This window comes from Roseibium porphyridii, from assembly GCF_026191725.2.
Lineage (GTDB): Bacteria > Pseudomonadota > Alphaproteobacteria > Rhizobiales > Stappiaceae > Roseibium > Roseibium porphyridii.
In genome coordinates, this window is record NZ_CP120863.1 from 4634740 (window position 1) to 4646872 (window position 12133).

The 12133-nt window shown below is 55.1% G+C and carries 10 protein-coding genes; 5 read left to right on the forward strand and 5 right to left on the reverse strand.

Features of this window, described 5'->3' with window-relative positions; translation table 11 throughout:
• Window position 1: 1 nt before the first annotated feature.
• Window positions 2-736 (reverse strand): cytochrome-c oxidase, cbb3-type subunit II, encoded by a 735-nt coding sequence (gene ccoO, locus K1718_RS21335; protein ID WP_152502867.1) that lies wholly within the window; start codon window positions 734-736, stop codon window positions 2-4.
• 13 nt (window positions 737-749) lie between these two features.
• Window positions 750-2405, reverse strand: coding sequence for a cytochrome-c oxidase, cbb3-type subunit I (gene ccoN / locus K1718_RS21340; protein WP_152502868.1), 1656 nt, complete (start codon window positions 2403-2405; stop codon window positions 750-752).
• A gap of 359 nt (window positions 2406-2764) precedes the next feature.
• On the opposite strand from ccoN, the gene K1718_RS21345 reads away from it, so the two are divergent.
• Window positions 2765-3658: a DMT family transporter gene (locus tag K1718_RS21345; protein WP_247649437.1), complete on the forward strand. Its 894-nt coding sequence runs from the start codon at window positions 2765-2767 to the stop codon at window positions 3656-3658.
• Window positions 3659-3682: 24 nt separating this feature from the next.
• On the opposite strand, the gene K1718_RS21350 is transcribed toward K1718_RS21345, so the two are convergent.
• Window positions 3683-4576, reverse strand: a complete 894-nt coding sequence (locus K1718_RS21350; RefSeq protein ID WP_265680921.1) for a LysR family transcriptional regulator — start codon at window positions 4574-4576, stop codon at window positions 3683-3685.
• Between the two features lie 104 nt (window positions 4577-4680).
• Between K1718_RS21350 and K1718_RS21355 the strand changes: the two genes are divergently transcribed.
• From K1718_RS21355 to K1718_RS21370, 4 genes are all read left to right on the forward strand, one after another.
• Window positions 4681-6003 carry a serine hydroxymethyltransferase gene (locus K1718_RS21355; RefSeq protein WP_265680920.1) on the forward strand — a complete coding sequence of 441 codons (1323 nt, stop codon included), beginning with the start codon at window positions 4681-4683 and terminating at the stop codon, window positions 6001-6003.
• Between the two features lie 101 nt (window positions 6004-6104).
• On the forward strand, window positions 6105-7238 hold the full coding sequence (locus tag K1718_RS21360) for a two-component system sensor histidine kinase NtrB (protein ID WP_152502871.1): 1134 nt from the start codon (window positions 6105-6107) through the stop codon (window positions 7236-7238).
• 34 nt (window positions 7239-7272) lie between these two features.
• Window positions 7273-7641 (forward strand): response regulator transcription factor, encoded by a 369-nt coding sequence (locus K1718_RS21365; RefSeq protein ID WP_152502872.1) that lies wholly within the window; start codon window positions 7273-7275, stop codon window positions 7639-7641.
• A 35-nt stretch (window positions 7642-7676) separates the two neighbouring features.
• Window positions 7677-10004, forward strand: coding sequence for a methyl-accepting chemotaxis protein (locus tag K1718_RS21370; protein WP_265680919.1), 2328 nt, complete (start codon window positions 7677-7679; stop codon window positions 10002-10004).
• Between the two features lie 132 nt (window positions 10005-10136).
• Here the strand turns inward: K1718_RS21370 and K1718_RS21375 are convergent, their stop codons facing one another.
• Window positions 10137-11186 (reverse strand): AbrB family transcriptional regulator, encoded by a 1050-nt coding sequence (locus K1718_RS21375; RefSeq protein WP_265680918.1) that lies wholly within the window; start codon window positions 11184-11186, stop codon window positions 10137-10139.
• Window positions 11187-11298: 112 nt separating this feature from the next.
• The gene (locus tag K1718_RS21380; RefSeq protein WP_265682506.1) at window positions 11299-12039 is read right to left on the reverse strand and encodes a glutathione S-transferase family protein; all 741 of its coding nucleotides are present in this window, start codon (window positions 12037-12039) and stop codon (window positions 11299-11301) included.
• Window positions 12040-12133 lie beyond the last annotated feature (94 nt).

Consider the following 12133-nt stretch of genomic DNA (forward strand, 5'->3'; position numbering starts at 1 on the left):
CTTACCTCGAGTTTGCCTTGTTGTCGTAGATGGAGAAGTCCACCATCGTGCCGAGCACCTGGAGATAGGCGACGAGAGCGTCCATCTCGGTGACGGCGTCGGGATTGCCATCGAAGTCGCGGATCTGAGCCGTCGGCCAACGCTCCTCGAATGCGTAAGCTGCATCCGTGTCCGGCCGAGCCTGTCCCATCAGATCGCTGGCTGCGTTCTCAATCTGCTCTTCGGTGTAAGGCACACCAACGATGCTGTTGACCGTCAGGGCCGATTGAGTGTCACGCGTGTCCAGCTTGTTTTCCGCCAGGAACGGGTAGCCGGGCATGATTGACGCAGGAACCAGAGACCGTGGGTTGATCAGGTGCTCCGTGTGCCAGGCGTCGGAATACTTGCCGCCAACGCGGGCAAGGTCAGGGCCTGTGCGTTTGGACCCCCACTGGAACGGATGGTCATACATTGACTCCGCCGCCAGCGAGAAATGACCGTAGCGCTCCATTTCATCCCGCATCGGGCGCACCATCTGCGAGTGGCAAAGGTAACACCCTTCACGGATATAGATGTCGCGCCCCTTGAGCTCGAGCGGCGTATAGGGCCGCATTCCGACTGTCTTCTCGATTGTGCTCTTCAGGTAGAAGAGCGGTGCAATCTCGACCAGACCGCCGATGGCGACCGCCACCAGAATGCCAATCAGCAGAACAAAGGAGTTCTTCTCAAAGACTTCGTGTTTTTTCCATGCAGACATTTTTGTCCCTCCCTTATTCGGCCGGAGCCAGGGAGCCAGCCGGCGCAGCGTCGGCTTCTTCAGCCTCGCCATGACGGACGGTCATCCAGAGATTGTAGGCCATGATCACGGCGCCGAGCACGAACAGCGCACCACCGAGAGCACGGATGATGTAGAACGGATGCATTGCTTCCACGGTTTCCACGAACGAGTATTCAAGGAAGCCGAGGCTGTCATATGCCCGCCACATCAGGCCCTGCATGATACCGGACACCCACATCGCGGTGATGTAGAGAACGATACCGAGCGTCGACAGCCAGAAGTGCCAGTTCACCAGCTTCAGCGAATAGAGCTGCTTCTTGTTCCACAGCCAGGGAACGAGGCAGTAAATCGCGCCGAAGGAGATGTAACCCACCCAGCCGAGAGCACCGGAATGCACGTGGCCAATGGTCCAGTCGGTGTAATGCGACAGTGAATTGACCGAGCGCAGGCTCATCAACGGACCTTCAAAGGTCGACATGCCGTAGAATGCAACCGAGACAACCATCATACGCAGAACCGGATCGGTTCTCAGCTTGTCCCAGGCACCCGACAGGGTCATCAGACCGTTGATCATGCCACCCCAGGACGGCATCCACAGGATGATGGAGAAGGTTGCACCCAGGGTCGATGCCCATTGCGGCAGAGCCGTGTAGTGCAGGTGGTGCGGACCAGCCCAGATGTAGAGGAAGATCAGCGCCCAGAAGTGGACGATCGACAGGCGGTAAGAATAGACCGGCCGGTCAGCCTGCTTCGGAATGAAGTAGTACATGATGGCCAGGAAGCCGGCTGTCAGGAAGAACCCGACCGCGTTGTGGCCGTACCACCATTGAACCATTGCATCCTGTACACCCGACCAGACGATGTAGGACTTTGTCGAATAGATCGACACCGGTATCGTCAGGTTGTTGGTGATGTGAAGCATGGCAATCGTGACGATGAACGCCAGATAGAACCAGTTGGCCACATAGATATGCGGCTCTTTGCGCTTCCAGAGCGTGCCGAGGAACAGGAACAGATAGAAGACCCAGACAATGGTCAGCCACAGATCGGCATACCATTCCGGTTCCGCATATTCCTTACTCTGGGTCACGCCCAGAAGGTATCCAGTGCCGGCAATAACGATGAAAGCGTTGTAGCCGAGAATAACGAACCAGGGCAGGATCCTGCCCGGCATGCGAGCCCGGCTGGTCCTTTGCACCACATACATTGACGTGGCCAGCAGCACGTTGCCGCCAAAGGCGAAAATCACGGCTGAGGTGTGCAAGGGACGCAAGCGCCCGAAATTGGTCCAGGGAAGGTCGAAATTCAGCGCTGGCCATGCCAGCTGCAACGCGATCACGAGCCCGACCGTAAAGCCGGCCAGTCCCCAGAACATTGCTGCGATGGTCCCGAATTTGACCGGTCCCATGTTGTAGTTCGGTTTTCCGTCGATTTCAGCCGGGATCGGTTCCCCGCCGTCGTCGAAGTAGTTCTTGAAGATAAAAAACACGCCCACAGCGGCAAACAAAGTGCCGATGCCAGCGTGAAATGCCATGACCTGATCAAATGTCTTGCCCGCTACGATCAAGCAGACAAAAGCAAGCACCACGAGGAAGATCGCAAAACCGCCTTCCTCGAGCGAGATCATTTTGGCCTTATTTTGTGCCATTTCAGCGCCCCAGTCCTTAGAATCCATACAAGGTGCCAACGATGGCACGACCATGCACACGACTTTCCCGAGCCGCGTTGATTCATATCAATGGGGTCATACAGTCCCTCTAGACAAAAGGTTGAGTGCAGGTTGTCGCACCTGACCGGCACAATGTCGCAGCTCCTGGTCCGGGCCCCGCAAAGCGCAATAATTTGCCCTCTTTCCAATCAGGAACTGCCGACCACTTTCGTCCCTGAAACACGAATTTTCAGCGCGCGCACCAGGAAGCTGTGCTACTTCGTCACTGCCCTTCCTCACGTCGGTGCTGGTTAAAGTGCCGCCGACACCGCCAAACCAGGACATGCTTCTTGCCGTCGATGCACGAGAACAGAACGCCCTTGCCGCCGAATCTTGCCGGCAGCCTCTGGATGATCGCCGCCATGGCGGCGTTCGCACTGGAGGATGCTTTTGTAAAGCAGGCTGCGCTTCAGCTTCCTGTCAGCGAAATTCTTGTCTTGTTTGGCCTCGGCGGGGCATTGGCTTTCTGGGCGCTGGCGGCCTTTAATCGCGAGCACGTATTCAGGCGCGAAGTCATATCGCCGGTAATGCAGGTGCGGTTCGGTTTTGAGCTTGTCGGACGATTGTTTTATATTCTCGCTCTTGCCCTCACTCCGCTCTCGGCCACAACCGTCATTCTGCAGGCGACGCCAATTTTTGTGGTGTTGGGCGCAGCCCTTTTCTTCGGCGAGAAGGTTGGCTGGCGCCGCTGGACGGCCATTCTCGTCGGCCTTGTCGGCGTCATTATCGTTTTGAAACCTGACAGCGGATCGTTTACCCCCCTGTCGCTTCTTGCTGTCATTGGAATGCTCGGCTTTTCCGGACGTGACCTGGCCAGCCGGGCTGCACCTGCGTCGCTCAGCACAAATGTGCTCGGGTTTTACGGCTTCGTGACCATACTGATCGCGGGGCTCCTGTTTGGTCTTTGGGAACAACCGGTATTTGTCGCACCTCCCCCTAACAGTATTTTCGCCCTTCTGGCCGCCGTGTTTTTCGGCATCTTTGCCTATACGGCATTGATGAAGGCGATGCGGACGGGTGAAATCGCCACGGTCGCACCCTTCCGCTATTCCAGGCTTTTATTCGGTGTCTTACTGGGTGTTGTCTGGTTTGGAGAAACAGTCGATACGCAAATGCTGATCGGTTGCGGCATCATTGTCGGTTCGGGACTGTTCATTTTGTGGCGTGGGGGCAAAGTTCGCGGCAAATCGTGATCAGCTGTCGTCGTTCGGTCTTGTTTAATCGTTCAGCGTTGCCAGTCTCTTCAATTCCAGCGTGACATCGTCGACCGCCTTGTTGCCTCGCCCTCCCGGAAGGCTCCACAGGCTCATCGGTCTCTCAAGGCGCACCGACATTGCAAACGGAGCCACCAGATCACCTGAACGCAAGTGTTCCTCAATCAAGCTCCTGTGCGCCATCAGAACGCCGGCACCGCTGAGAGCTTCCTGAACAGCGAGGGAGTAGAGCGAATAGACGGGGCCTTTGGGAACAAACTCCCAACCGTTTACAGAACGAGATGCCCAGATGCGCCAGTCATCCGACCAGGCGCTGTCAGTCAGGCAAGTGACTTTGTCGAGATCCATGGGTGACTTAAGCGTCGCGGCAATTTCCGGAGTGCACACAGGCAGCAGCTCATCTGACGAAATGACAGTTGCCCCACGGTCTGACGCGTCCGCATAAAAAAGGCATAAATCGAACGGAACACGCTTGAGGTTCGGCGGAACCTCCAGAGCCGTCACGGAAATATCCATGTCCGGGTGCTTCGCCCGGACCGCGGGGAGACGGGGTGCCAACCAGAGTTCCGCGAGCGCCGGCAATGCGGCGATGTGAACCTTACGCGGCGCTGCTTCTCGTCGAAGGTCACGTACGGTCTGACCCAGACTGTCAAAAACGGCGACAAAACCGGGTAGTGCTCTTTCGCCAAGCGGTGTCAAACGCACGCCCCGTGCACGGCGCTCAAAAAGCGGTGCCCCGATATCTTCTTCCAATTTCTTGACCAGGGCCGCAACGGCTCCCGGCAACACATTCAGTTCTTGTGCTGCCTGGGAGAACCCGCCCAACCTTGCGGAAGCTTCGAACGCCCGCAACGCGTTGAGAGACGGCAGCCGGGGCACCGGAGGGGCAACTGACATAGTCTAAGGCCTATTTTTTCTAGCCCTTAAATTTCTAAAATCTAGTTTGTTTAAAAGCAAGGTCTCGATGCAATCTGATAGAGACGAGAAACTGGAGTTGAGACATGAGTGCACGTGACACACATCCCTGGTTGCCCGAAGAAGTCGTTTCACGGATCGACGGGATCACGGACGCTTCCAGGAAACTGACTTCGCAGCAAATCGTCTCACGCATCGAAAACTTGGCCGACGAAAACCGGACAATCCACGAAAAGGATTGTTTCAATCTCAATCCTGCAACCAATGTCATGAACCCACGGGCCGAAGCTCTGTTGGCAAGCGGTCTCGGTTCCAGGCCGTCGCTTGGATATCCAGGTGACAAATATGAGATGGGTCTTGAAGCAATAGAAGAGATAGAGGTGCTGGCTAGCGCACTGGCCTGCGAAGTTTTCAGATCGAGCCATGCCGAAATCCGCGTCGCTTCCGGGGCCATGGCCAATCTTTACGCCTTCATGGCCACCACGCGTCCGGGCGATGTCATTATCGCTCCACCGGCATCGGTCGGTGGCCACGTGACCCACCACCAACCGGGATGCGCCGGTCTCTACGGTCTCGAAATTCATACAGCCCCGGTTGATGCAGACGGCTACACAATCGACATTGACGGTTTGAGGCAGCTTGCCCGGGAAAAGCAACCGAACCTCATTACCATCGGGATGAGCCTGAACCTCTTTCCACATCCCGTTGCGGACATTCGGGAGATAGCAGACGAAGTCGGTGCCCTGGTCCTGTTCGATGCAGCACATCAATGTGGAATGATTGCCGGTGGTGTATTTGCCGATCCGCTTTCTGAAGGGGCTCACCTCATGACTATGAGCACCTACAAAAGCCTTGGTGGCCCTGCCGGTGGACTGATCGTCACGAACGAGGCGGACCTGGCTCAGAGGCTTGATGCAATCGCGTTCCCGGGCATGACGGCCAATTTCGACGTGGCAAAGTCTGCAGCGCTGGCGATTACATTGCTGGACTGGCGCGAATTCGGGACTGCCTATGCCCGGAAAGTGACGGACACCGCGCAGGCGCTTGCCGCAGCGCTTGCCGAAGAAGGCATGCCGGTCTTCAAGACCGGCAATGGCTTTACCGCGTCACATCAATTCGCACTTGAGGCGGCTCCTTTTGGTGGCGGGCAGACTGCATCCAAGAAACTTCGCAAGGCCGGCTTTCTGGCGTGCGGCATCGGATTGCCTGTCGCGAATGTTGCCGGTGACATGAACGGCCTGAGAATCGGCACACCCGAACTGGTGCGCTGGGGCATGGACGATACCCATATGCCGCAGCTGGCGCACCTGATAGCCGAGGCTCTGCGATCAAACGATCCGAAAGCAATGGCCGGGCGGGTGGCGGAATGGCGTGGCAGTTTCGGAGCTTTGCACTATGTGCTGACGTAATCCAGACCGTGGACTTGAACCATCAAGTGCCTTCCGTTTTGTCCAGTCTGTGAATACCCTTTGCGTTGCAAGTTCTTCAGTGCATCGGGGGCAACACGGATATGCCGGACTCTAGCAACGACGGATACGCAGCCCTGGGGCACCTGATCAAAGGAGCCCCGGATCTCCTAAAGTCGATCCTTGAAGGTTCGCCAGACACCATCAGCGTTTCAGATGTAACCCAGCCCGATCTGCCACTCACCTATGTGAACCCGGCATTTACGCAGACAACCGGCTATGGCTCAGACGAAGCACTTGGACGGAACTGCAGGTTTCTTCAGGGCGAGAATACCAACAGGGATGACGTTGCCAGAATTCGAAAGGCCATCGAAGAGCAGAAACCAATCGACATCGTTCTGCTGAATTACAGGAAAGACGGGGAGCCATTCCTGAATGCGTTGCGCATGGCACCTATCTTCGACAAATCCGAACAACTTTCCGCCTATTTGGGCATTCAGCGCGACATCACCCAGGAACGACTTAGAGAAGAAAGCGAAAAGACACAGAACCGGCTAGAAACGCTTGGGACTGCGTCAGGCGCACTCGCCCATCAATTGAACAATCTGCTGCATCCCATAGAGAGCCTGATTTCTCTTCATTTGCCTGACATCCCCGACCCCACGATCAGGGCTGACCTGGATATGGCACGTTATAGCGCGCACCAGGCTGCAGACCTCTCAAACAATCTGCTCGGGCTCTCACGCGGGGAATTTCAAGACAGTGCCGATTCGACTCAGCTTCCTGACGCGCTGGTCCGTACAATCTCACTGGTGCAGCTCATGTTGCCGACAACTGTCAGTATTCAGTCCGACTTTCGGAACGTTCCAGCAGATCTGGCTATACCCATCAATGAAACTCTGTTTGCACAAGTATTAATCAATATCATCACCAACGCGTCCCAAGCGACAAAGCATCTAGGGATAATACGTATAGAACTCAAGAAAACTGAAAACACCAGACTCCAGATTTCCATTTCCGATAATGGGCCAGGCATCGAAAAGTCTGATAGGGATAAAATATTCAAACCATTTTACTCAAAAAGTCTAAGTAAAAATAGTTCCGGACTTGGCCTTCCTGTCGCTTTGCAAATTATTAATAATATTGGTGGAATAATTCATCTTAGTGAGGGCTTAATACAACCAGACGGACGTGGATATGGTTGTATGTTTACTTTAGATCTGCCCAACATTACGTAAGGTTGTTTCTAGGTAGTACTTGGAGGGGAATACCGTGTGTCAAATTCTGCTGATTGACGATATGCAGCCGGTTCGCCACGCGATTGCGGCTACCTTGCGTAAAGCTGGGCATGAAGTTGTCGAGGCCGAGGACGGTCAAAAAGGTCTCGAGATCGCTTCAAGCCGGACATTCGACCTCGTGATCACGGATATCATGATGCCCGCAACAGACGGCACAGATGTCGTGTTTGCGCTCAAGTCTGCACCGGCAGGGCCGAAAGTGGTCGCCATGTCAGGCGGGGGCGCAGGCATTCCTGCAAAGGAAGCACTTCATCTTCCGTCTTCGCAGGCCGACGCAGTTCTGAAGAAGCCTTTCACAAACGAAGTTCTGATCGACACAGTGCGCGATCTCACCTCGAGCTGATCTAGACATTCAACCACGCTTTCGGAGGGGTAATCGTGGCCTGGTTTTACAATATGCGGCTTACGCAGAAGCTTCTGCTTGCCTTCGGCGCATTACTCGTTGTGATGCTCTTTCTCGGTGGAAAGTCCGCCTTGATGTTCCAAACGCTCGATCATGAATTCTCCGAATTCTCAGAGCATGGCAATGCGCTTGCTGCCGCCGCGGACATCACGCAAGGGTTTTCAGAGATGGAAATCTCGGCGTTAAATTACGTCACCAATCCGACACATGAGAACCTGGACAGGGTTGACACTGCACACTCGCAACTCGCTCAACTGATCGAGGAAAAGCTCAAGAAATTGCATGTTCCGGAAGAGGTTGAGCGCCTCAAGGATGCGAAAAAGCATATCGAGATCTATTGGGAAAACTTTCAGAAACTCGCCGAGGAGCGTGAACAGCAGCTCGTTATCGTGGACACACAGCTCCACAAAACTGGAGACAAGCTTCAGTCGGAAATCTTGACCGTCTTCAAACACAAACTGGAAGGCGAGCTCGCAAGCGGGACCCCGAGCGAGACACTTGATCTCGTCACGGATGCCACCGTTCACCTGCTGATCGCCCGCGATCATGCCAACCGATATGTCTATTCACACGATGAAAGCGAACTGGACTATGCCCTCGCAGAAATCGAGCGTGTGAAGAAAGATCTAACCAGCGACTCCATGGCGGCGCTGAAAGGTGAAGACAAGGCACTCGTCGACGACGCTGTTCAACAGATTGAAGTCTACGTTGCTGCTCTGAGCGACTACCGTACACTTGATCGGGACATCAAACGTCTTGAAACGGACGTCATGCTGTCTGAGGCGAAGATCATCACCGATGATCTGGAAATGATCAAAAACTTTGCAGTCGAGGCCGAACACAAGATCGAAGACCTGGTTCACGCGCAGACATCCAGCGCAATTCTGTTTTCGATTGCAGGAACGTTGATTGGACTGGTGCTGGGCCTTTCAGCCGCCGTTGTTCTCGGTCGCATGATCAGCCGCCCCATCGTTCAGCTTTCGGGAACCATGCATGACCTTTCTGAAAACAAGCTCGACACACCTGTTGCTGAACCGCGTGGCAAGGACGAAGTCGCAGAAATGACCCGTTCAGTCATCGTATTCCGGGACGGTCTGATTGAGCGTCACAGAATGCGTGAAGAGCAGGAAAAAGATCGCGAAACTTCGCAACGGCGCAGGGACGAGCTCGACCAGATGGTCGGCATCTTCGGCAACACCATCCGCGGCATCTTCAAACGCATGTCCGAATCCTCCACCGAAATGTCCACGACCGCCGAAGACTTGACCCAGAATGCAGATCATTCAACGTCTCAGGCTTTGACACTTGATCAGGATGCTTCGGAAACTTCCGGAATGGTCGCAACCGTTTCTTCCGCGGCCGAAGAACTGATTTCCTCCATTCAGGAAATCCAGCGAAACGCAGACCACTCGGCGGAAATCGCCACGAAGGCGTCCGGAAAGGCGGAAGAAACCCGCTCGAATTTTGCCGAGCTCGTCAGCGCAGCAGATCAGATCACAAGCGTTGTTGATCTTATTCGCGAAATTGCTGACCAGACCAACCTCCTGGCCCTGAATGCGACGATTGAAGCGGCGCGTGCAGGTGAAGCGGGCAAGGGATTTGCGGTGGTTGCCTCCGAAGTCAAGGAGCTCGCCGCACAGACCGCCCGCGCCACAGGCGAAATCGGCAATCAGGTTGGTGCCGTTCAGCGCACTGCCCAGGGCGCCGAACAGCACATGAGCGAAATTTACGAGACTGTTCAGGAAATCAGCGAAGTTGCCAACAGCATCGCGGCGTCGGTTTCGCAACAGCAAAGCGCGACTTCGGAAATTGCGCAGAGCATGGAAACCGTGTCGAGCAATGCCATGAGGGTGCGCGATAGCGTATCGGTCATGCGGGACAACGCTGAAAACTGCGCCTCTTCCTCACTTCTTGTCAAAAGAGGAAGCTCCGTTGTCTATGACGAAGCTGTGCTTCTGGGCTCTGAGGTCGAAACTTTCCTCGGCGCGATCGGAAACCGGTCCGATGACGAGACCTATCGGATCTATAGTGTCGACTGGGCTGCCAATCTGAGCGTTGGCGACAACCAGATGACCGCAAAATGTGTTCGCATCTCTTCAGCCAATTGCTTGATCGACGTCAAACTCGATTGCCCGGCCGGAACACCCGTCGTGTTTGAGACGGAGTGGCTGAAAGAGCCCGTCCAGGCACGGGTCTCCGTAACGGACGATCAAGGCACCACACTTCAGTTCCCGCTGAAGCTGGATCATATTGCCGATATCAAGTTTCAGCTGGAGCAACTCAGTTTGCGCACAGCTGCTTGAGACTGATCGCTTCGCAAATCAAAAGGGCCGTTGCAAAACGGCCCTTTTTTCTTGGCCATGTCGGGCGACGTGCAATCTTGGAACACTCTTTTCAGACAAGGCTGCGATTTCAATCTTTGCTTCTTTGAAACGTCAGGTCGGCCGCCTGCCCAGGACAAGAACGGTTATCAGCGGCAGCAAGAGAACCATGCTCGTGAAGCGGACAATCTGATGCGCAGCGACAAAGGCCGGGTCGAGATCGAGCATGAACGCCAGCAGTGTCATGACCTCAAGTCCGCCGGGCGCATAGGCGAGAAGCGCTTGGCCAAAAGGTATGCCGGCCATTTCCGACAGAAGCAGCGCTCCGGCGATCGACGTTAGAAAAGCAGCGCAAAACGCGGCGATCGAAGCGCCCAGCACGCTCATGAACTGACGGAATGTCATGTTGGCGAAGCGGCAGCCGATCATCGCTCCCATCATGACAAAGCAGGGAAGAACAACGAACTCAGGTAAGGCAACGGTTAGCAGTCCGGTTGCGTTGAGCCCCCCGCTCATGAAAAAGGCACCGGTCATCCAACCGCCGGGCACCCGAAGCTTTACGGCCAGAAAACTGGCCGCCAGACACAATGGCAGACCCAAAAGGATTTCCAGAGGGGTGGAAACAATGACCGACATTCCCTCCCCTGTCGGCTCACCATTCGATGTCACGACGGCAAAGGGCAATATTGCGACCAACACAAAAAGGCGGAGAGACTGACTGGATGCGATGCGTGGCAAGTCCGCACCACGCTCCGTCGCCAACGCAATCACGTAGTTCAGTGCGCCCGGAATAGCGCCGAAAAAAGCCGTGTCACGTGACCACTTCGCACCAAAATGCAGCACGACATATCCGGCCAGCGTCACGCTGACCACGACAACAACCAGCAAGGCCATGGAAACCGGCCATTCTCCTATCCGTTCAAGAACATCGGGACGGACACCGGCTCCCATTGACAGGCCGATCAGGACAAAGAGCGTGTCACGAAGTTTGTCGGGCAGCAGTGTTGGCGCACCGGCCAGCGTTGCAAGCGCAACAAAAACCATCGCGCCGGAAAGCCACGCGGCCGGAAGGTCCATAAGATAAAACGCAGTTCCTCCGAGTGCGGCAACCAGTACCGTGAGGAGAACGCGGCCGAAGATCGACTCGATAGACATCGAATTCATGAGCAACCGTTTTCTGATAGGGAAGATACCCTATAGAACCGTCCATCAGCTTTGGCATGCTTGATTGCTTCAATCAACATAACCTGAATGGTAGAAGACCAAATGACGAGACTTAGGCCGTCGTGCCGGGCAAAGTCACGGGCTTAGGTTCGCTGAAGGGCAAACCCCTGATACCTTCGAGACTGCAAGCGCGGTTCACTGCAGGACGTCCCTCCAGCTTCTCGATCATTCTTCTAAGGTTTGGCGTGCCGAGTGGAGCCCATTTGCCCTCGTTGCGATAGATCTGCGCCCAGCGCGCGCAGCAGGCTACATAAAGATCCAGACAGGTCAGATCCTGCCCCATGAGATAGGGACCACCACTTGCCGAGATTTCCCGATCCAGCAATTCGAAGCTCCGGGCAATTTGCCCAATGAGACCGTCCGACAGGTCATCGGCCGCTTTTCCTTCTGCAACATATTTGTACGGCTTGAATGAAATGCGCAGTTCGGAATGAAGTGTATTGGAAATGAAGAAAAGCCATTTCAAAAACCGTCCCCGTTCCGAGGAATCGACTGCCGGACCGAGGTGTCCGTGTGCGTCCACGAGATGAAGGAGAATAGCGCCAGTTTCAAATAAGGGGGCATCCTGCCCCGGCACTTCCAACACCGGAATGAGACCTTGCGGGTTGAGTTTCAAATAGGCTGCGGAGTTCTGCTCAGACCGGAGCCGGTCGACCGGAACATATTGATAAGGCGTTTTAATTTCCTCCAGCACAAGGCGCACAACCAGATTGGCGCTGTCTGGAGATCCGTGGAGCCGGTAGGTGCCGGCGACGGGTTGATCGGGGCGATTTGGGTTGGATGATGTGGGCATTTCGGTCAAACAACACCCCTCCCTGCTAAGTCAGGCCTGACTTCAGTCGTACGCTTGAGCAAGATCAAGGAAAGGGCCAGCGAAATATCAGAAA

Excerpts from the sequence above, each read along its gene's own strand:
- K1718_RS21360 (WP_152502871.1), top strand. The coding sequence starts at position 6,105 with ATGCCGGACTCTAGCAACGACGGATACGCAGCCCTGGGGCACCTGATC.
- ccoO (WP_152502867.1), bottom strand. The coding sequence starts at position 736 with ATGTCTGCATGGAAAAAACACGAAGTCTTTGAGAAGAACTCCTTTGTT.
- K1718_RS21380 (WP_265682506.1), bottom strand. The coding sequence starts at position 12,039 with ATGCCCACATCATCCAACCCAAATCGCCCCGATCAACCCGTCGCCGGC.
- K1718_RS21350 (WP_265680921.1), bottom strand. The coding sequence starts at position 4,576 with ATGTCAGTTGCCCCTCCGGTGCCCCGGCTGCCGTCTCTCAACGCGTTG.
- K1718_RS21355 (WP_265680920.1), top strand. The coding sequence starts at position 4,681 with ATGAGTGCACGTGACACACATCCCTGGTTGCCCGAAGAAGTCGTTTCA.
- K1718_RS21375 (WP_265680918.1), bottom strand. The coding sequence starts at position 11,186 with ATGAATTCGATGTCTATCGAGTCGATCTTCGGCCGCGTTCTCCTCACG.
- ccoN (WP_152502868.1), bottom strand. The coding sequence starts at position 2,405 with ATGGCACAAAATAAGGCCAAAATGATCTCGCTCGAGGAAGGCGGTTTT.
- K1718_RS21345 (WP_247649437.1), top strand. The coding sequence starts at position 2,765 with ATGCACGAGAACAGAACGCCCTTGCCGCCGAATCTTGCCGGCAGCCTC.